Source organism: uncultured Cohaesibacter sp. (assembly GCF_963556055.3).
Taxonomy (GTDB): Bacteria; Pseudomonadota; Alphaproteobacteria; order Rhizobiales; family Cohaesibacteraceae; genus Cohaesibacter.
Window position 1 is genome coordinate 55,435 of the sequence record NZ_CAUVYE020000026.1, and the last position, 21,073, is coordinate 76,507.

Genomic DNA, 21,073 nt, shown 5'->3' on the forward strand with positions numbered 1-21,073 from the left:
GCCATCGCCGTACACTGAATTGAGACGCTGCTTTGACGAGATGGAAACGGATGGCCCAAAAGAAAACGCCTATCAGAACCTATCCATATTCTTGCTGCGCGAAAACCTCTCCGATCTGATTGCTCTTTCGACCGTTGCAGAAGAATGCAGTTTTACGAAAGCAGCTGCACGGCTGAATGTCTCTCAGTCTTCTCTCAGCCACTCAATCAAGGCACTAGAAAAAAGATTGGGCGTTCGATTGCTAAACCGAACAACACGAGCTGTCTCTCCTACCATTGAGGGAGAAGGGCTATTACAGGCTCTGGGTCCGAGCCTCGATACGATTGAAAGGCAGCTAATCACCCTGACTGATAGACAGGGAAGTCCGATCGGAACTGTGCGTATTGCCGCCACAGATTACGCAATAGAAAAACTCCTTTGGCCAAAACTTGGCCCAGTCCTGAAGCGTTATCCTGATGTGAAAGTGGAGTTCGTTATGGACTATGGCTATACGGACCTTGCCATATCACAATGTGACGCGGGGGTCCGCTATAGAGAGCAGGTTAACGAAGGTATGATTTCTGTTCGCATCGGCCCGGATGAGCGAATGCTCTGTGTCGGTTCGCCGAGATACTTTGAGGAAAAGGGAATACCGTCTTCCCCGGCAGACCTTGACGAGCACGAATGTATCAACCTACGTCTACCGACCCATGGGGCACTTTATGCATGGGAATTTGCAGAAGAAAATGGTCGTGAAACCAGCGTGAAAGTAAATGGCCAACTTTGTTTCAACACCGCGCCGCCTATTCTTCATGCCGCGCTTGAAGGGTATGGTCTGGCACTCTTGCCAGAATTGTTAATCAAACAGGAAGTCGAGGAGGGTAGATTGCGAATCTGCCTTCAGGAATACTCACCTCGATTTCCCGGTTTTCATCTCTACTATCCAAGTCGCCTGCACAGCTCGTCTGCCTTTCGTGTGGTGCTGGATGCCCTCAGAGAACGCTCATGAGCAGCCGGCAACCTAGCCGATTTGCTACAAAACAGGCGGCCCTGTCGAACCAATTCGATTAATCGACGCGAGGCGTTCTTTCCATTGAGAGAACATAAATTATAATCGAAACAAACATCACACTGTAGTTGGCTGCGTCTCTTGATAAAATGGACAAATACAATATTCATCGGAGTCCCTTGCTCGATGAGTGTCATACTATCCCAGCCGCTCTTCATAATCCTTCCGCGCCTGTTCGATCGCTTCAAAATGCGCTTCTGCCCATTGCCATACCCCGCAGAAGGCTTTGCTCAAACCAAGCCCCAACTCGGTCAAACGATACTCTACCTTTGGCGGAACAACCGGATAGACAGTGCGCGTTACGAGCCCATCCCTTTCCATGGCGCGCAGGGTTTGAGTCAGCATCTTCTGGCTGATCCCTTCGCACGCCCGGCTCAATTCTCCAAACCGACAGCATTCATTGTCCGTCAGGATTTCGATCAAGAGCATGGTCCACTTATCAGCAACACACCCGATAATCTCTTCGACCAGTCTGTCGATTGCCGGGTCCGATTGCGGAAGGTTGCGCAGTTCTTCTCGCAGGGTGCGCTTGGACATTTTTCTTACACTCTCTTTTTGGTATGTATAAATCTTTCTGGTGCCTACTTTCGAATTGAAACAATAATGAATATGTTCCAGCCAGTCAAACAAAAGGAGGCCACCATGGCTATCACCAATCGTACCATTCTTATCACTGGCGGAAATTCCGGAATTGGCCAAGCTCTTGCTGAAGCGCTCCAATCAAAGGGAAATCGTCTGATCATTACAGGACGCAACCCAGACACCCTTAAGGCGGTCCTGGATCAGAATCCGGAGATGGCCGGCTATGTTCTAGATGTCACAAATGAAAAAGAACTGGCTGAATTTTCGAGCAAACTGCTTTCCGAACACCCGGATCTCGATACCGTGATCCTTAATGCAGGTATCATGGAAGCAGAAGACTATACCGCAAATCCAGTGGAACTGGACGTCGCGGAGCGCACCATCTCGACCAATTTTCTGGCCCCAATCCGCATGGCGGCAACCTTGCTTCCCCATTTGCAAACGCGCCCGCAAGCATCACTCTTGAACGTATCTTCTGGCCTAGCCTTTGTGCCAAGAGCCGCCAATCCGGTTTATTCTGCGACAAAGGCCGCTATTCATTCTTGGACACAGTCGCTGCGCCATCAACTTAGAGACACAACCGTCACTGTCCATGAAATCGCACCACCGCTCGTAGCAACCGAGTTGACACCTGGGCAATCACAATGGGCGGCCGCAATGCCTTTGATCGATTTCACAAATGAAGTGGTTGAGATACTCTCTCGGGATGAGGTGCCCGATGAAGTTCTCGTGACACGGGTCAACTTCCAACGGAACGCAGAAGCAGAGGCGCGCTTCGAAGCAGCGTTCAAAGCAGTAAATGGCTAAACTTAGAGACCAGCTTAAGGCCGATCACGCTTCGGCTAAAAACTGCTGAGAGGTTTCCCCGCCCAGGGCTTGCCGCAGGGCGGGGACTTACTCACCAATAATAGTCGTGAGGTTTGTGATTGAGTGGCCAAGCAATATTGTCAGGGTCGGCCCCTCTCAGTATTTTGTGTTCAAGGCCACGACGGTGGGCTCGAGCAGGGCCTGTGTGACGCACCTTGTCCCACCAACGGGGATAGTTGGAGAGCCAATCGTAGTTTCCACTCTTTATGCGACGATTGAGTTCACGCGCAGAATAGCCATTTGACGCGGAAGTTCGAGGGTATTTACGTTTGAAATGAGCCATATAAGGTCTCCTTGAAGATTGGTACTTACATGGCACACCTCCTTTCGATGATGTTTGCGCTCAGTTTGAGCAGAATAGTTGAAATGTAGTTGCCTTTACAGGCAAATTCTGAATGTTGGCCCGGAAACATAGCAATAACGAATAAACCATCCGATATAGATGCACTGGGCGATTTTCATCTCGATATGACGACGGATGCTTGATAAGCCGCCATCTATAGCAAATCTGTTTTGAAATACCAGCGATACCCAATCCGGCAACCAAAGTTCAGACCTACAGGCGACCTACAGAGCAATTCGGACCGCCGAGAAAGAGAAGGGGCCGAAGCCCCTTACACTATGCAACTGCAACAGCGTCATCAATCCCTGCTTCTTCGTAGAGATCCTTGGCGAGCCAATCATAGCCGAAGAAATCTTTCACCTGATCAAGAGTGTCGCAAACCTTGGCCGAATAGAAATCGCGTTCGCCGTCCCTGGCTGTGTAGTCAATGCGGCGGCAGATATATTTGCCGCCTTGGGTCTTGTAAAGGCCATAGCTCCTACAACGATCGCGTTGGTCACTATAGTCAAGACCTGCAGCCTGATTGTCAGAGCTTGCAACACTCGCAAGACACTGGCCGGTAAAAAGCAAGCTCGGAGCATCATCAACCTTGAGTTTGTAGGTCGCCACTTCTGAGTTTTCATCGACATCAATGTCGGTTACCTGCTCAATGATCAACTTGCTATAATCGACGTCTGAAAATGCGCAAGGCAGATTGGGCGCGAGCTCATCGATGTCCATTTCAGACCCGTTGTCGTCGATTATCGACGCTCCTTTCAAAACCCAGACGTCGCCTATACCATCTGTTGTTGTTGTAAGGGAGGCCGGATCGTGATCGTCGTAGCCAAAGTACTCTGAATAGGTAACTTCAATACCTCCGTGCTCTGAGACTTTGGATGCCCAACCCAAGACACGAGGGATCACGACATCCCTGTAGACCTGCTTCTGACCGTCCCATGTTGTGCTGTGATGTTTAAATTCGTCCATAACCTCGTGGAATTGGCTCTGGTTCCAGTCACCGCGGGCAAGCATTTGTTTGAATTCTTCGAAAGGGATTTGTCTCATCGTTTTGTCCTATTCCCGGAATTTCCGCCGGAGCAGTTGCAGAATTATTCCTGCAATCAGGAAGTAGGTCCGTTTTGATTCAAACAAAAATAATTATTAATATTTTTTTAAATTTCGAATGGTGCTTTGATTTATAATGATTTTTTCGGATTAATTGTCTTGTCTCTACGATTTTTCAGGCGAGGCATGCTCTGGTATGGGTTTTATTTTGCTGCCAATGCGGAGCTTTTGGCGTCAGGCTGGTAATTTCTGATCGAAATGACGATTTTCTCGTTCTTGTTTAAATATTTTTTCTTCTTCACGGAGTATATAAGGTCATATCCTATGATCTTGTTAAGTCTTGAAACGGACCTTTGCACCTTTTGAGTGATCGCTGGGTTTCTGGAAATTCCATATTCTTCCTTTAATGAGTCTACATTTAAGATAAATTGCTTGTTGATCATATTTTTTACGATTGTTGCCTTGAGATATATTTTGATATCAAAAATATCTGTGATCTCTACAATATCCCTCATCTCGACATATGCATAATTTGATGGGGCAATCATCTCCGCCTTGATGGTTTCCTGCACATCCCATTCAAGGTAATCGACACCCTCTTCTTTCACAAAGCGAATGGTATGAAGCAGAGGGTCGCTTTCCAATTCGGCCCGTCTGTTGCAAATGTCGATGAGGACGTGAATTTTCTTGATCAGCTCGCAATTTGAACGATAGGCTGCAAACCCCGATGCTTTTCGCAGGAATCCCAGATAGATCCGATAGGGTGGGATCACATCTCGCCGGAGATTATGACTGCTGAACCAAAGCAATGCGATTAATATGCGGGTAGCTGGCCCATTTAGGCCCGTCATGGAATGGATGATGTTGCAAACCATGCCGGGCAACGGATAACTGGGTTTGATATTAAGCTCTTGAGCGACGTATTCCAGCGAGGCCGAGGATAGTGATTTATTGCGTGATGCCATGTCTTTGTCCGGAATTCTTGTCACTCATGCTACATGGGGTCGTTTCAGTGGCAAACAAAACAGTATTTACATCCTGAACCGGAAAAAAGCTGCCTTGCTGCGAATCCGAGACGATGTGTCCTCGAAAGCCTCTTTCATCAAGACACATAGCCTAGTTAGGAAGGGAAGGTGCCATGTAACAATTATCAAGGACAAGAACACATCCTTTCTCATCGCTTCTGTGTATTCTTATTTATTCGGTTTGATTCTGAACATTTATAAACCCATTTAGTGAGTCGAAATTTAACAATAGATCCAGATGTATACGGAAGATTCAGTCACGGTTTTCTTACTTGCCGTCACAGTTTTGGAGCGCTCGATCAACCTTTTTAGCAATTGGATCAAGATTTTTTCGGAATGGATCAACCTTTTTTCGGAATGGATCAAGCTTTTCCGCGTAGGCCTTATTTCTAGACCAGGCTTTCGGTATTGCTGAATAACCGGCGTGTAGTATGTTCTTCGGGGGGAGGAACTCGTGAAGGTCGCGAGCTATTTTACGTTAATTCTAACATGGTCAAAATTCTCTGAACGAATGACTCAGATGCAGTCTGACGGTGTTTTCACCGATATAAAGTGAATGCTGATGAATGTGCCGTATATTCGAAACTCATACCACCATGTCGCCGGACCATTCCCTTTCTCGATTAGGTGAAGAACAGGATGGCAATCATTATGAAGTGAACGCACTATTTCGAGATGTTGTTCCACTGTTCGGATCAGAAGAGGTTTGCCAGCTGCATAGAATATGTACCCGAGGAGGTGGTCTTCAGAAGTTCGAAAGCGGATGACACATGCGTGACCATGTTGGAACCGAATTGGCAAGATTTCCGGTTCACAAATAGATCGCCAAAGCCGCCAAATGAGAACCGTCTTTTCACAGATCAACGACGGGAGTGCCTTTTTGCAAGGAAATGCTACCGTTTATGGTGTTTTGGCCATGGAGTTAAGGGGGCGGGGTCATTCCAAATGTTTGGGCACGGGAAGTACGATAAGCTTGTGCAAGGCCAATTTGTCCTCAAGGGTCATGTCATCGCCATAGAGTTCGCGATCGCGGATAGCCTTGACGCTGTGGCCCATCAATTCGCCACGGTCGTCATTGGGCAGTTGAACCTTTTTGAGGCGAGATTCAAACGAGTGCCTTGTGCCGCCAACTGTGTGCTTCTCGGAAGGCAGCAGGTCTCTTTCCCTGAGAACCTTGTTTATCGTGTTGGAATAGTTGCTGTTGCCACGATACTTTGGAAATCCTTCAGGGTGCCGTTTGGCTGCTGCCAGAGCGACACCGACGAGGGGTACCATCCTTTGAGAAGCTGTATTCTTAACCTCGCGACACATATCTCCTTCTTCCACCTTGATATGAAGGTGCGGGATCGGATGATCCAGCACGATGGCATGCGGGGGCAAATTTGAAATTTCGCTCTGACGGCACCCTGTTTCGATGGAAATCAGCAGAATGTCGATCGCTTCGTCATTGATGCCATCCAAAGCACCAGGGGCAAACCATTTCTCCGTCATCCAGTTTACCGGGATCTCGAGTTTCCGGTTGGGTTTCTCATAACGGTCCTTCTTGATGCCAATGCCCTGATAAGGCTTGGGCGGTTCAGTCATTCCGATGCTTTCGTAATAGGCGCTTAGCATCGAACGCATGAGGATAAAATCCTTGTTGGCAGTATCAGGCTTTGTTTTTCCCGAAGAGACTTTGTTCTGCCAGAACATCTTGTGTTTTTGAACAGCGGCGGCGTCGATTTCTGATACGAGGATGTCCTTGTTTCCGATTGATTTCATCAGGTTTCGGACCGCCTTTTTCCTTGGGTTACGCCATTTGCGCAATTGGTCGTCATTCTTGTGCTTGTTGTTATGAGCGCAGAATTCTTCAACAGTGGCCACCAATTCTGACAACCGCAAACCTGGCTCTTCAACGCCTCCGAGAAGAGCACGGGCAGCCCCAATATCATCTCCTTCTGCAAGTTTTTCGAAGCGAACCAGGGTCTCCTCCAGCGGAGCCAGCAGCAATGACTCAGACGGCAGATAGTTGAGACCTCGCTTTTTGACGATATCTTGAGCAGCCCGGTAGGCATCTGGATTATTCGGCTGGTCCTGAAGAAGCTTCAAAGCCTCAAGCTCGTCCAAGATTCCCTTCCTCATGGCTGGAACCAATTCGGCGGCCTGGCGAGCGCTGTCTGTCTTCAATGTTCGATGGATCTCGGTCTTTCCAGCGATGCCGACATATTCCTTCGGGACCCGCATCCTGAAATGGAAAGTTCCTTTACCACGCTTGATCAAACCGCTCATGAATTGTACCCTTTTCACCGGTGTTGCAACGTCGTCCGGCCAACGACGGTTGCTACACTTTTTGCTACACATTCCGTTTGAATGCTCACAATGCAAGTAGGGCTAAACTTCTAGAAACAAAAAGAAAAATCAATATCGGCCAGATCCGCCAGAAGGACTCTCTCTCCGCCATTTTTCTGATAAATTATTGAAATCAATTTATTTTTTGAAATTTTGTGGTTCTTTCCCCTCTTTTCTTCCCTCTGTCATATGGTGAGTTTTTGAGCTTTCCTGAGCTCATCACCGTTTCAGGCGCTGTATTATAATCACGTTTGATACGAGAGGTGTGGGGTCAGTCGTAGGACTGCGGAGACTTGATCCACCCCCACTGAGTTGGTCTATCGTTATAGCTATTAAAATGGAAAATTCGATATGCCAAACAACAGCCCAAGATCGAGGAAAGTGTCACGAAGTTGCGGCAGGTTGAGATTTTGGCGGGGAAAGGGATGCATTGTCTTGATTGCATCCGGCAAATCGGTGTGACTGAGCAAACCTAATACCGGTAGAAGAAAAGTACAACGGAATCGGCCGTCGATTGTTTGAGAAGCGAAACGTGCCATTTGCGGAGCACACACATTGGAACTTTACGAAGTATTTTGGTTATTGCCTCGAAACAGACGCACTCAAAGGAGAAGCGTCGAGGCCATTTTGCCTAGAAGCTTAATGAATTGCATTAGTCTCAGATTGAATCTTGTAAAAATTCAGTAGATAATTGCACTGCAATCCTTGCGAATTGTCGCACCAAGCTCAGAGATTTCTAGCCAAGATAAGCTACGCAGCCTAAGTTGTAGTCTCAATCATTTGGGGACCGACAAGACTGTCTGAACGTTAGGTATGTGCATGTTTTGGGAACATTTTTTTCGATTGGTAAAAAAGCATGCGATGCTGTTTCTACTCATTCCACTGATTTGCGGATTTGGTGCAACCTTGATTGCCCGACATGAATTTACTTCCTCGGACCCAAGCCAGAATTCTTACTACGGATACAAGCAAAGCATTTTGGCAAGTCTAGGAGCTTATGCTCCTTATGCCTTTATGGAAAAGGGCGGCATGCTGGATGGCTACATTATCCAGTTGACGCGCGCCATAGGGCGGGAAATGCGCGCTCGCATAGACATCGTCAGCCGAAAACTCGACGATACTCAGGAATCTGCCATTATTAGAGATGTAGATGTTGTTCTATGTATGGTTCAAACCGAGAGAACCAGACAATATTTCGATTTCACCAAGCCTTACGCAATCAATACTTTCACACTGGTCAAAAGAAAAGGCGCTACTGCCCCAAGCGACTATCACAATGCGATCAACGCAGGTCGTTTCGTATTCAATACCGACGGGGCCTATTATGAGCTAAATCATGAGAAGATCTCCAATGCAGGCCTTGCTCCAACAGCCGAAGACGCATTGCGAATGATCGACAGTGGCCAATATGACTACACAGTTCTTGAGAATTACACTGCTCAAAGAATCGTCGGAATGATGTATCTTGAGAATGTTGAGATCGCAGGCGATACAGACGAAATCGTTGAATACAGCTTTGCTGTGCGGAAAGGCAATCCTGAACTTCTGGATATCTTCAAACGCGGAATGGTCAAGCTTCAGAACACAGGGCAATTCAGTAAGATCCAGAGCCGCTGGGTTGAAAAACGCTTCTTGATCTCACAGAGTTCTCGAAATGTGATCATGTCTTCGATCATGATCGGCGTTGGAATCTCTCTGTTTGTCTTGCTTTTGTTTTTTGTCTGGACAGTGATGCTTCAGGAAGAGGTAGGCATTCGGACCGCTGAACTGTCGTCTGAAATTGAAGTGCGGAAAAAGACCGAAGCGCAATTGCTCGCAAATCAGGCCCAGCTGATACAAGCGGACAAACTGGCTGCAATAGGAACGTTGGCGTCCGGCATAGCCCACGAGATCAATAATCCTAACGGATTGCTGCTATTGAATATTTCATTCATGAAGCGTTTGAGCTGCGATCTATTGAATAAACTGGATGAAAAAAAGCAGGACGAGGAAGAAGAGCTCGCAGGTATCCCGTATTCAATGCTTAAGGAGCATTTGCCAAACCTGCTGAATGACATGGAAGTTGCTTCCACTCGTATCGGCGAGATCGTTGAGGATCTGAAAGATTTCTCTCGTTCTGATGATAAGGAGTGGCGAGAGTATTTTTCTGTCAATGACTCTGTCCGGGCTGCATTGCGCTTGCTAGAGCACAATCTGCGAAAATCCACGAGCAATCTGGAAATCAAATTGACCCCCGGCCTACCCAAAATCTATGGTAGCATCCAGAAGATCGAGCAAGTCGTCATCAATCTGATACTCAATGCTAGTCAGTCAATAGATGACCCGTCAAAGCGCATTAGTGTAAGTACTAGTTGGAATCCCGACCGCAAAGAGGTGTCGATTTCTGTAGAAGATGAGGGTTGTGGCATTCCTAAAGAGAACCTTCCTGTTTTGCGGGATCCGTTCTTTACGACAAAGAGAGACACCGGTGGAACTGGTCTAGGCCTCTCGATCAGCGATACAATCGTCAAGTCACACAGGGGACAACTGGACATTACCTCAAAGGTTGGCAAAGGTACAAAGGTGACGCTGTATCTTCCTGTTCTCGATGAAGCTGAATTGAAAGATGATAATGAAAAACTATCCTGATTTCTCCCTGCTCCTCGTCGATGATGAAGAAGCCTGGCTTCGCTCACTTTCGATAGCTTTGCTTAGCGTGGCTTCAATCTCCAATGTTCTGACGTGCAAAAATGCGATGAACGTCATGGATATTTTGGCCAGAAATGATGTTGGTCTGGTTCTGCTGGACCTGACCATGCCTCATGTAAAAGGGGAAGATCTGCTTGTAGAGATCCGGAACTCATATCCTAACACCAAGGTCATCGTTGTCACCGGACGAAACGAGGTCGATACTGCTATTCATTGCATAAAAAAAGGCGCATTTGATTATTACATTAAGGTCTGGGGTGAAGGCCGTCTCGTTACGGGCATTCAGCATGCAATCAAAATTGTTGAACTTGAACGCCAAAGCCAAAATGTCTCGAACCACATTCTGGACAGAGAACTGGAGAAACCCGAAGCCTTCTCGGACATGGTGACCTGTAGTGACAAAATGATGGATATTTTCCGCTATATCGAGGCCATTGCCCCGAGCCGGGAACCCATCATTATCACGGGAGAAAGTGGTGTTGGCAAGGAACAGATCGCCCGAGCCATCCATGCTGTGTCGGGAAAGGGCGAGCTGATCAGCGTAAATATGGCGGGGCTCGACGATACTATGCTGGACGACACGCTGTTTGGTCATAAGCGGGGGGCCTTTACCAGTGCTCGCGATGAAAGAGGTGGCCTTGTTCAAAAAGCTGGTGATGGCACGCTCTTTCTCGATGAAATCGGCGAGTTGAGCATAACAGCCCAGGCAAAGTTGCTTCGTTTCATCCAGGAGCGAGAGTATTACCCGATCGGCAGCGATAAACCTAGCAAAGTATCATGTAGGATTGTTGTCGCGACCAATAGAGACATTTCAGAGGGAAGAAAAGACGGCACTTTCCGGAACGATCTGTTCTTCCGGTTTTCTCATCGCATACATGTCCCGGCACTCCGCCAAAGAAGAGAAGAAATACCGCTTCTGCTCTCCCATTTTATCGATCAGGCAACCGCAGTCTATGAACGTGATCGACAGACTATTTCACCCGATGCCTTGCTTTTCCTTTCACGCTATCACTGGCCGGGAAATATTCGAGAAATGCAGAAACTGCTATTCCACATGGCGAGCCTCAAGAAGAGTTGCCTTGAGGTGGACGATTTCGCCCCCCTGTTGGAAAATACTTTCGAGAGTGAAAACAATGTTGAGCGAGATAAAAATCTCTTGTCTCAGCTAATCGAGATGGAAGAATTGCCGACATTTCTGGAAATGAAGCAATTGATGACCAATGCGGCCATGATCCGTAGTAACGGCAAACAGGTCGTAGCAGCGAAAATGCTCGGAATCTCTCAACCCGCACTCAGTAAGCGTCTCAAGGCTGATCGCGAGGAATAAGACGAGGAATAAGACTGAGTGTGGCTGTTTTCATTGAATTGGTTTGCGAACGGCAAGTGCCAGACTTGCAAAAAGGAACCAGAAAATGAGTAACCCCAAGAGCCCGACGATGTGATGCCGGCGCGCCTTTGTGAAATCCAGGGATGGTTGAATCTCGTGCGGGGCGACGGGGAGATAATTTGCAGCGGCAAGCCTCGTCACATTGAGCAGATGGATGACAGGAACATTCTCTTCGTGCATGCGAAACAGCAATCCCCTCTTGGGATTATCGCAAGGTGGGAACCAGCGCAACAGTCCATTGCCTAGCAGGTGGGTTTCATTGATCCAACCGATCGCTGCCACATTGCCTCCGACATTGACAAAAGCAGTGGGGCGTTCTTCTTCGAAATAAAGACGCATGCGGCGTTCAACATCGTGCTCGACCATTTTGAATGTTCCTTCGTGTAAATAGGATACATTGTTGCGTTTTATAGCGTCTTCGCCTTCAGTAATTCCTGTTTCAAACAGGCCGCCATGTGTATCCATTATCCCGCCAAGGGACGCGTAAGTGCTGCGGATATGAAGCAGCCCTTCGTCATTGAGCCGTTTTTCCATGTCGAGCCAGGTGAAGCCATAAATGTTGGCTCCATAAATGGAGGAGCCTACAGACGAGATGATCATGGGTTTCAGCCCCATTGCTTCACTTGCGCAAAGGACCGCCATATTGAGGGCAGGAAAAGAGCCGGACAGTGTTACGGCGATCTTGTCGCCAGACTTGACACCAGCTTCCTCCAGCCATTTCACAACAAGCCCCGCGAATGACGGATTAAGAGACGTCTGTTTGGCTTGCAAATCTCCCAGGCTGGTCGTGATGTCGGAATATTCTACACCGATGAGTCCCGTGCCCGCAGGATCGAATTCCGGATTGATCGGCTCGCCATTTTCCAGTCGCATCGCGTGAAGTATTGTCAAACCCTGAAACATGAGCTGGCTCGCCTGTCTTTCCGTTTCATTGGGAATCCATGGGCTGCGAGCAACGTAAAAAAGCCCAGTCAGCAACGAGGCGATAGTGGCCACAGCCACCAAATATCCAAGCGTTTTTTGGGGTAATGTGATGCTGTAGGGACGCGGCAACAAAAACAACAGCAGCCGACCTGCAAGGCCTTTGGGTTGACTATCCGTTGCTGTCATCTGCCCTTCTCCTAAACGCTTTGGACACGGGAATGCTTTTGTGAGATCAAACTTGCAGCCACAACAACAGCTTCATGCTCAAAAAAACGAGGGTGGAAAGGACGAGCAATGCTAACAAGGTAGGGAGTGGTCCTTGCCTGTCCATCTCGCTCGCCACCAGTCCCGGTATGATGTAACCGACGACTTCTATCCGGCCCTGACCTAGCTCTGTGCCCATGAAGAGGGACAGCAAGACCCACTGCAGTGCAAATCCCATGAGGACGCTTACGAGAAACCGTCGCCTGCCGTAAAGGATCGTTACATATGAAAGGCATCTGGTCAGGAGCATGGTTGAAAAGGCGGTAAGCAAACATAAACCGATCAACCAGGGTTGATCGAAAGACAACCCAAAATATCCCGGAGCTATCAAACCGCCCGCAGTGAGGCCAGTCATCTCAAAAAGGAAGAAGCCGTATACGAGCGCGATGGCAATAGACTGAACTAACATGGTCCAGATTCCTCCCCTTTCGCACACAAGGGCCTCAAAGTGTTACGCCATTTTTCCCCTGCACCGTGACTGTTTCCCAGTCCAACCAGAAAAACACCGATCTTTTTCGTCTTTGAGGTGTAAGATTTCAAATCGAGCATAATCGACAAAGGATCACACCATGGTCTGACGAATTTCAGGTTGAGTTTGTTTTTGTAGTGCAGCCAGACGAATCCGGCATGATCGCCTTGGGGTATGACCAAATCGAACGTCGCCATGTGGGCGAGCCATTGACAAAATTCTGCGGTACGCAATGGCCTGTCGGCTCGTGTCGCCAGGATGGCCACCTTGAACTGGTTTGGCGGCACTCTGTTCTGTTTCAACAGAGAGTTTGTCGAAGAAACATCATTGGCCGAAAACAAATCAAGGAAACGAGCATTCAGATGGTCGCAAAAGGGTGAAGTACGGATGACCTGACAGGTTGGTGTGTACGATTGTCCAACCCTGTCTGGCGCTTCGAGGACACAAGACAGGATTGGTGAGCCAACGCCACCCGAACTCTTCTCTTCTGCCATCAGGTCTCTTAACGCGATTGCGAAGCTTGAGGACTGATCTGTATCCAATTCCGGAGTGATGGTCCTTATGGGGGATTTCCAATGCTTCGCTATCGTCTTGAGATCCTCAACCCCTTCCTCGGATGACGTAATCAACGGTCTTCCTTTGGGGATCATCAGACTAAGCGTGCGCAATACACCCGTGCGCCCCTTTCCCATGGTTTCAGCATGGTCTGGACGCCAGTTCGTAATGATGGCGTGCGTTGCCTGTAAAATTCGTTCAGATTGCCAAACGGTTTCAGGAGCCAAAGCCATTCCTTCAACGACCAGCGCGTCCACTCCCAAATGGGCAGCCCTATGAAGACATGCTGCATGCTCTTGAATACGTGCCGGTCCAATTCTGTGGATGGGGACTGAGCTGCCATCAGGCAATATATATTCAGGCGCATCCCCTGTTGTTTTCGCCAGAACTGACATCCCATTGGCTCGCAACATTCTGGCGCAGGCGCGCACCGTACTGGTTTTGCCTCTGGTTCCGTGGACGTGAATGCGAACGGGTATTCTGCCACGACATCGAGAGATCCAATAGCTTTCAAGGCCAAGAAGAGAAAGAACAAGGAGTAAGCAAGCCAAATAAAGCATGATCGAAACCGATGTGATGTTTTAGAATTGCGCCAGGCATGTGAGGAGAACCAGCAGGGAGCACGGGTTCTCCTCACACAGGTTGGTTTATGACGTCCAGGTCTTTGACCAGAGACGCCAATAGCCAGGCAATGCTCTGATCTCGGGTCGTTCGACGCCACCCTCTGGAAGGCGATTGAGATAGTATCCCACGCCATGTTCCATCAGATCTTCATAGGTGGGTAAATCTTCACCCCAAACGATTTCCGTGCCGGTCTCATCCGTGAAAGCAGTGGCCAATGCCTGCATTTCCTGAATGTTGCGGCCGACACGCAATTTGAGTGGACTGCCGATTTCAGGCCATGGAGCAAACAGGTAACCAAGCTTTGCAGCTTCATCATAAAAAGCGTCTTTGCCTTCAATCGTCAGCTTGGCGTCTGTGATGCCGCGAATCTTACCTTGCAGAGGGTTCACAGTTTCTGACGTGAAAGCATAGAGCCGAGGGAACATATCACCCATCTCAATATTGGAGAGGCCACGGAAAGAATCCGGAGAGGTTTCCATGCCGATGTTCAGATCTGCCATCTGCATTTCCATAACCGCCATACTGCCAACGTCCGCCGCCCGTTTTTGAGCGCTGAGAGCATTGACGAATGGATATTCGGGTTGCCCTTCATGCATATCGATTTGCAGATCGATATGCTCTGCACGATGCAGCATCTGAATGCCATAGGCGACATTTTCTGCAAAGGTGCCGTTGGGACGGCCTGGATAGGCCCTGTTCGGGTTACGGCATTCCTCCCCTGAATATTTCTGTTTGTGAGGATACTGAATGAACACCTCAGGATCAGGCCAATGTTCGGCAGAGTTTCCGGTACGGGACCCATACCTGAATTTACGCTCTGCTCCGTTTTCCTGCTTGATCGTGATATACTGAGGATGTGCTTCCTGCGGGTAGTTGTTGGTGTAACCGGTGTTACTGGTGTTGGGCATAACGATAACCCGGCCTTTTTTGACCGTTGCATGTTCGACCACGATCAGTGCCGTCATATTACCTGAAGGTTCGTCGGCATGGGTGCCGCCCAAAATCAGAAATGTGCCACCCGGCTCCTCTCCTTCCATGATATAGACTCTCGTGTCACCAAGAGTGCCCTTGAGGTCCGGATAATAGTCGCTGAGCCATTTCACCTCAGAGACCCCCGGGCCGGGAATAATGATGTCATCGTGCCACATCTGCATATAGTTCACGGTCAGAACCGCGCTCAATGCCAGTGATCCTGCAATGGCCATCAAACCAGTTTTCTTTGCGTTTGACATAATGATCTCCCTACTTGATGAACAGCAGACGCATGATGAAAGGAACAAGGACAATGATTGATGTGGCCTGTTCCCAAGGGTTCTTCGATTGCAAGACGATGGAGATAACCAGATAGATGATGTAGGCGGTCAGAATGGTATACATGCCCATCACAACCATATAGAGCGGTGGTAAAGTCATAGAATCCTCCTATCGGCTCAGAACGGTACGAACCAAGCAGCAAAGTCGTTGGCGAAGACGAGCTCAACCATAGTGAAAGCGATGGTGATCAGAACAGGCACCATGGTTTTCTTCAAAACTGGCATATAGTGAGGCTCATCGACGAGTTCCTGAGCGAAATATCCCCCCAGAGCGGACGGCGGTACCAACTGTGCAAGCACACAAAGCATGGATGTGCCAGCCACAAAGGCTATTTGATTTTCAGAGATCATAGCCAAGGTGAATGGAATACCCAGGATGACCGCAGCACCAAGATGGGTCAGTACACCGCCCAAAATCGGCAAGCTGATCGCCATGGCCACATACATCATGGCAGGAGCAATTGAGCCGACCATCATGGCTGTCAAAACCAGCAGACCTTTGGCGCCGGTCAAGGTTGTGACCTGGACCACTGCACCAACCACAAAGATCAGGCAGACAGTACCGAACACCCCGCCGCTCAGCGCGGCCTTGCAAGCCTGTACATAGTTAAATTTTTTGCCTGAGAAGAGCGCAACAAAGCTACCGACTATGAAAACCATCGGCGTCACGATGTCGGGGAATTCGCCTGGGAATGCACGAATGCAGACCATGATCGTGACAACAACTACAAATGGCACATAGGGCATGAAGGCGTTTTTGCGTTCCGGTTTTGGCAGAGCCGCTTCAATATCCTCAATCGAGGGAACTTTATACTGTTTCCAGCCAAGCCAGAACATAGCGAACAGTCCGGTCGGCAGGGTCAAGACCCAAAGGATACGGTCAAACCCTTCGTAAGGCATATTGATGCCACTGGCGATGATGATCGCTGGCAGGTTGACTGGAGGAGCCGCTGCACCAATGGATGTCACAATCGCGACGATCGCGGCAATGTTAAGGTTTGAAAGGCCGCAAATCCGCAAAATAACGACGGCAACCATGCCGGTACTGAGCACCGCAGCTGTGCCCACACCAGTGACCATGCCCGGGAAAAACAGCAAGACCATAACCAAAATGAGCAGAATAGCTGGTCTTTTACGAAAATTGATCAGGATGTCATAGGCAATACAATCAAGATTGCCTGCCCATTTCATTGCGGTCAGGAAGATCATGCCGCAAATAATGACAAGGTTGATATAGATATACCAAACAGGTCCCTCGAAAAGATGCCGGAACGGGTTGAAGCCTGTCACGATAGCGCTCAGCGCGACCGAAACGAACAAATTAAGGGCGATTGGGATGTTCTGCTTGAACTTATTGCCGAGCAGCATGATGACCGCATAGGAAATCAGCAACACAGCCAAGGCAGTTCCGGCGGTAAAGTACATTGCTTCACCGTGGGAGTGATCGAACATGGAGAACCTCACGGAATTTTTCAAAGATGGGCTCACCCCCCAGGCACTAATCCTGAAGAAAAAGCCATCAAGCCGAGACAAGAAAGAGCATGATCAGTGGATGAGAAGCACGACTGCATGCCCGGAATAACTAGGGACTCACTTTGCGCTCTGTCCGTTCCTTATCAATCGAGTGAGAACGGACAATATTGCACAAGGGAAAGCCGTCAGGGGGGGCTGACGGGCAAGTGCCGGCCCGTCAGCAATGGCCGGAAAACTACTCAGCTGCGTATTCTTTGAAAACACCGATCAACTTGATAGGTTTCTCAACTGCGATGAGTGGTTTCCCATCTGCCATTTTGTCGAAATAGCCATCGCCGTTGCCTTCTGCATAAACCAGGAAGGCATCGCCTTTGGGAGTGACGACGTCGAGCATTTTCTGGGACATTGCTTCACGGCCTTCAACGCCACCGATATGAATCAAAATCACAGGAATATTTTTGGCTTTTGCAGCATCCAGCAGAGCATTGGAACGTGCAGTTTCGGTGTCGAGGTTAACCCCGGCAACGCCAAAACCTTTGTGGCTAACGCCGACGGTGACCAGCAGAGTATTCTGACCATCCAGATCATCTGCGGTTGCCATCGGGTTGTAGGTGATGTCTTTCAGTTTGGCTTTCTTTGCCAACACCTTGACGGTGTTGCAATCGGGGGACTGCCCGATGGATGTAACGAGGACCGGAGACTTTATGGCTGGAAAGTCTGCGGCGGACGCTGCAGATGCGCCCAAACCAATGGCCATTGCACATATTGCAAGTAAAGTGCGGAAAGATTTCATGACAAATTCCTCTTGTTCCGGCACTTCCATTATGGAAGTGCCGGTTGTTCGGTCTTGGGGTATTGAAGTATTTGATCGGCTATTTGGCCGCTGGAATGATAGGCAGGATCACATGGGACGGATGCTTCGGATCCATGTAGATACTGTTATTTGCCACTTTCCATTCAGTCGCCAATTCTGGTAGCTCAGCCACGTTCATGTTGCGGCTATAACGAGGCCAGTTGGAACTGGTGACGGCTACGCGGATACGATGGCCCGGCTCGAAGACCCAGCTGTTCTGCCAGAGATCCACTTCATATTGATAGATTTTCCCTGGTTCGATCAGCGTTGGGGTGATGCCGGATTCACGGAAGCGAGCACGCTGGATACCGTCTGCAACAATGATAGACTTGCCTTCAGGTGTAACGTCAGAGAGACGAACAACCCAGTCCGTATCAACGGCATCAGAAGCCGCATAAAGAACCGCACGAATGTGACCGGTCAGTTCTTTAGGATCTTTCAGAACCGGGGTCGTGAAGGTAATCGTATTGACCTCAGCAGGGATCTGATCTTCTGGACCACTACCGGTTGATGGCAGACGAGAATCCTGGCTCAGAACGGCTTTGATGAGATCCTCATCAGCCTTCATCGATCCGGTTGTACCTGCGGATGGTGTACCTGTTGGATCCAGGGCAATAGCAAACAGGTTGTTGCCACCCCTTGTCGCGACAGGTTTCATCGGATCATATTCGTAAGTTACCGGTTCGACTTCTTTAGCCGGCGGTGTTTCACTCAATGAGCCATCATACAGAGCCTGACTGCTGCCACTGGTTTCCGCATTCAGATAGAATTTGGTATATTCAGTGTTTGGCAGAGGATAGTCTTTCTGGGTCCGCCATTCATTGGCGTTGAATGTCCAGGTATGAACCCGTTCGTCAGGATTAAAGCCTGGCCGTTGAAGGTCTTTCAGCCAATAGTCAAAATAGGCAAGACGCATCGCTGCGTGATCGTAGTTGGCAAGAGCGTCGCCGCAATTCACCTCTCCGACATGGTCCACGCCTTTTTTGTTTGCCCAAGGAATTTCAGCATGGTCCCACGGACCAATGAACAGGGTCTGGTTGTCTCGGGCGAGTGCCGTTGCGCCTTGGGTTTTTATGCTTTGCCAAGCTTCAATGGTACCAGCGCTAAAGATATCATACCAACCACCAAGATGCATAACCGGAATGGTTACTTCGTGGAAGTAGGTTTTCGGGTTGCGCTTCCACCAGTATTCGCCGTCCAGATTGTGATCAACCCATTCCTTGAAGTAGTTCTCTTCACCCATCTGAGCGGGTTCAAAATCCCGAACCGGAAGCGCATTGGCATACGCTGCCGGGTCCGCAGGATAAAGGGAAAGCTCATCAAGGTAATCTTGGCGTTCTTCTTCATTCGGGAACAGACGAGGAGCCAAGCGACGAGAGAAGTTGTTTGCTGTCCAACCTGCGAGGAATTCGAATTCCAGAGCGCCACCGCGATAGTACCATTGACGATAGAGGTCGGCAGCAGTCACAGCGACGATACCGGTCTGAAGATGTGGTGGATGCGCCAGAACTGTATTCAAGCCAACCTGACCGTCGTAAGACCCCCCATCAACACCAATACGACCATTGCTCCAAGGCTGTTTTGCAGCCCACTCGACGACATCGTAGCCATCATCTTTAAGATTGATATGCAGATCAATCTCGCCTTCGGAACTGTTCTGGCCGCGTACGTCATAGACGAGCAAGGCATAGCCCTGAGACGTCGCGCGTGGCACAAACGTGCCTGCAGCCAGCATCATAGCATTGGTCTTGCCGTAGGGTGTACCATCGACCAGCACAGGAAACTTGCCATCAGCTTTTGGACGATAGATGTCCGCATAGATGATTGTTCCATCCCGCATGGTAATGGGAACATCGAGCTCGGTGATATATTCGCTATACTGGGCGTCAGCAGCAGGTGCCGGTTTTGCATTGGGGTTCCCAACATCACATAGCCCCTCCGAGGAGAGCCCCGTCAAAACTGCAGCGGTCAGCGCAAGACTGGCCACTCCGCTTCTTAGCGTCCATTTCATTAATTTCTGCATCATACATATTCCTCCTACCTGATGCATGTGTCTCACCCTCCCTAAATTAGCAAGGACCGTGCCAAAATGCATAAGTAATTGAAAAATAAGCATAATTTCATTATTCTAGGTAAATTTCACATGTTTAGATATAACTAAAGGAAATATTCGGTTTGGAAATTTTTTGAAATAAAACTGAAATAGGGCTCCATCCCTGCGAGTTATTTTAGAATGCCACCAAAAACCCAATGCAAATTATTGGCAGCAATAAATAAAAACAAATCATAACCAAGCAAAATTAGAACTTGAAAAAATAATAACAAAACAAATAAGTCATAACCTAGGTAATAAATATGCAATATTACTTATAAACAAAATGTCTAATTATTATCATGATTTACTCTATGCAATGCTCGAAAGGGTTTTGAGATCAATGTCGCCCTTGTATGAGAGGAGCTGGTTAAATTCTTGCTGATCGGTTCTAAGAGAACGTTCGACTTTACCATTCAACTGAGGCGATGCGGGCTTGATACAAACATGGCGTATGTCCTGATCCTCCACGTGCCAATGAAATTTAGCCTGGAATTCATGCCCGTTGTCTATCCTCACTTCCCTTGTACGGAATGGGAGCTTGGTTATACCTGTATTGATGAAGTCGATGGCGTTGGCCTGTGTGTGGCGTTCATATATCTTGAGCGCCCGAACGCGGGTAGCATCGTCAATTGCCGTGTATTGGTAGCGCTTTACAGGTTTTCCGTTTTTCTCCTAAAAAATTCAGAAATTTGACATCAACCTGATCATATTCATGTGCCAATGGGTGGATGTTCTGTCAGTCGTTCATTGCAAGGCGTGACATGGATGCCCGGATTCAGCGATAGAAGTGTTTCTAGAGCGCTGGTCACCTCAAAACAGAAGGCTAGACCGCAAGAGACCTGTTGAGGTCTTGAGTTGCGTGCAAGATTTGGCTTTGCAGATTGGACAGGCTGACCAGATCATCATAAATAATGCCCAGATGTCCAACTCCAATTGCAGCAAGGTACAAGAGGAGAGGTGACCCTAGCGCTTGCAAAACATCGGGCGGTTGCTGGTCCATGGCGCAGTTATCTACGAGAATGTTGCTCATTTCTGGCCTCCGGATGCAGGGGGAATGACGGTTAGCTGCATGCCCTCTTTGAGGAACAAGCCGTGTAAGTCGGTAACGGTTGCTCCATGGGAAACGGAAAGCGAGAGCGTCTCGCCGAAGGGTCGAAAGGCTCCAAAGCAATGGATAGTAATGTTCATAGA

General features: G+C 48.6%; 18 protein-coding genes and 1 pseudogene. 4 read left to right on the forward strand and 15 right to left on the reverse strand.

Features of this window, described 5'->3' with window-relative positions; genetic code table 11:
* The first annotated feature begins 91 nt into the window (after positions 1-91).
* A complete protein-coding gene (locus ACHZB8_RS17405) occupies positions 92-988 on the forward strand; it encodes a LysR family transcriptional regulator (RefSeq protein WP_316862224.1) in 897 nt (298 codons plus the stop codon).
* A gap of 198 nt (positions 989-1,186) precedes the next feature.
* Here ACHZB8_RS17405 and ACHZB8_RS17410 read toward each other — a convergent pair whose 3' ends face one another.
* On the reverse strand, positions 1,187-1,585 hold the full coding sequence (locus tag ACHZB8_RS17410) for a helix-turn-helix domain-containing protein (protein WP_316862192.1): 399 nt from the start codon (positions 1,583-1,585) through the stop codon (positions 1,187-1,189).
* Positions 1,586-1,690: 105 nt separating this feature from the next.
* Here ACHZB8_RS17410 and ACHZB8_RS17415 point away from each other — a divergent pair, with 105 nt between their 5' ends.
* Positions 1,691-2,437 (forward strand): SDR family NAD(P)-dependent oxidoreductase, encoded by a 747-nt coding sequence (locus ACHZB8_RS17415; protein ID WP_316862194.1) that lies wholly within the window; start codon positions 1,691-1,693, stop codon positions 2,435-2,437.
* 679 nt (positions 2,438-3,116) lie between these two features.
* On the opposite strand, the gene ACHZB8_RS17420 is transcribed toward ACHZB8_RS17415, so the two are convergent.
* From ACHZB8_RS17420 to ACHZB8_RS17430, 3 genes are all read right to left on the reverse strand, one after another.
* Positions 3,117-3,884 (reverse strand): hypothetical protein, encoded by a 768-nt coding sequence (locus ACHZB8_RS17420; protein WP_316862195.1) that lies wholly within the window; start codon positions 3,882-3,884, stop codon positions 3,117-3,119.
* A gap of 203 nt (positions 3,885-4,087) precedes the next feature.
* Complete coding sequence (locus tag ACHZB8_RS17425; protein WP_316862196.1) at positions 4,088-4,849, reverse strand: hypothetical protein; 762 nt, start codon at positions 4,847-4,849, stop codon at positions 4,088-4,090.
* Positions 4,850-5,845: 996 nt separating this feature from the next.
* Positions 5,846-7,177 (reverse strand): DUF6538 domain-containing protein, encoded by a 1,332-nt coding sequence (locus tag ACHZB8_RS17430; protein WP_316862197.1) that lies wholly within the window; start codon positions 7,175-7,177, stop codon positions 5,846-5,848.
* A gap of 879 nt (positions 7,178-8,056) precedes the next feature.
* On the opposite strand from ACHZB8_RS17430, the gene ACHZB8_RS17435 reads away from it, so the two are divergent.
* Together ACHZB8_RS17435 and ACHZB8_RS17440 are read left to right on the forward strand one after the other, a co-directional pair.
* Complete coding sequence (locus tag ACHZB8_RS17435) at positions 8,057-9,865, forward strand: ATP-binding protein (RefSeq protein ID WP_316862198.1); 1,809 nt, start codon at positions 8,057-8,059, stop codon at positions 9,863-9,865.
* The gene (locus tag ACHZB8_RS17440) at positions 9,849-11,252 is read left to right on the forward strand and encodes a sigma-54 dependent transcriptional regulator (protein WP_316862199.1); all 1,404 of its coding nucleotides are present in this window, start codon (positions 9,849-9,851) and stop codon (positions 11,250-11,252) included. Before ACHZB8_RS17435 ends, ACHZB8_RS17440 begins: the two co-directional genes overlap by 17 nt.
* A gap of 30 nt (positions 11,253-11,282) precedes the next feature.
* Here the strand turns inward: ACHZB8_RS17440 and pgsW are convergent, their stop codons facing one another.
* The 11 genes and pseudogenes from pgsW to ACHZB8_RS17495 form a co-directional block, all read right to left on the reverse strand.
* A complete protein-coding gene (gene pgsW / locus ACHZB8_RS17445; RefSeq protein WP_316862200.1) occupies positions 11,283-12,422 on the reverse strand; it encodes a poly-gamma-glutamate system protein in 1,140 nt (379 codons plus the stop codon).
* 46 nt (positions 12,423-12,468) lie between these two features.
* On the reverse strand, positions 12,469-12,909 hold the full coding sequence (gene pgsC, locus ACHZB8_RS17450; RefSeq protein WP_316862201.1) for a poly-gamma-glutamate biosynthesis protein PgsC: 441 nt from the start codon (positions 12,907-12,909) through the stop codon (positions 12,469-12,471).
* Positions 12,903-14,084: a Mur ligase family protein gene (locus ACHZB8_RS17455; protein WP_316862202.1), complete on the reverse strand. Its 1,182-nt coding sequence runs from the start codon at positions 14,082-14,084 to the stop codon at positions 12,903-12,905. Before ACHZB8_RS17455 ends, pgsC begins: the two co-directional genes overlap by 7 nt.
* 87 nt (positions 14,085-14,171) lie before the next feature.
* Positions 14,172-15,380, reverse strand: a complete 1,209-nt coding sequence (locus ACHZB8_RS17460; protein WP_316862204.1) for a hypothetical protein — start codon at positions 15,378-15,380, stop codon at positions 14,172-14,174.
* Positions 15,381-15,390: 10 nt separating this feature from the next.
* Complete coding sequence (locus ACHZB8_RS17465) at positions 15,391-15,561, reverse strand: hypothetical protein (protein ID WP_316862205.1); 171 nt, start codon at positions 15,559-15,561, stop codon at positions 15,391-15,393.
* 17 nt (positions 15,562-15,578) lie between these two features.
* The gene (locus ACHZB8_RS17470; RefSeq protein ID WP_316862207.1) at positions 15,579-16,913 is read right to left on the reverse strand and encodes a hypothetical protein; all 1,335 of its coding nucleotides are present in this window, start codon (positions 16,911-16,913) and stop codon (positions 15,579-15,581) included.
* A gap of 256 nt (positions 16,914-17,169) precedes the next feature.
* On the reverse strand, positions 17,170-17,757 hold the full coding sequence (locus tag ACHZB8_RS17475; protein ID WP_316862209.1) for a DUF6305 family protein: 588 nt from the start codon (positions 17,755-17,757) through the stop codon (positions 17,170-17,172).
* A gap of 49 nt (positions 17,758-17,806) precedes the next feature.
* Positions 17,807-19,813 carry a CocE/NonD family hydrolase gene (locus tag ACHZB8_RS17480; protein ID WP_316862210.1) on the reverse strand — a complete coding sequence of 669 codons (2,007 nt, stop codon included), beginning with the start codon at positions 19,811-19,813 and terminating at the stop codon, positions 17,807-17,809.
* A 399-nt stretch (positions 19,814-20,212) separates the two neighbouring features.
* Positions 20,213-20,585: pseudogene (locus ACHZB8_RS17485) on the reverse strand (IS481 family transposase); the annotation flags it as partial.
* Between the two features lie 120 nt (positions 20,586-20,705).
* Positions 20,706-20,912 carry a ThiF family adenylyltransferase gene (locus ACHZB8_RS17490; RefSeq protein WP_316862211.1) on the reverse strand — a complete coding sequence of 69 codons (207 nt, stop codon included), beginning with the start codon at positions 20,910-20,912 and terminating at the stop codon, positions 20,706-20,708.
* Positions 20,909-21,070, reverse strand: coding sequence for a hypothetical protein (locus tag ACHZB8_RS17495; RefSeq protein WP_316862213.1), 162 nt, complete (start codon positions 21,068-21,070; stop codon positions 20,909-20,911). Before ACHZB8_RS17495 ends, ACHZB8_RS17490 begins: the two co-directional genes overlap by 4 nt.
* Positions 21,071-21,073: the final 3 nt, after the last annotated feature.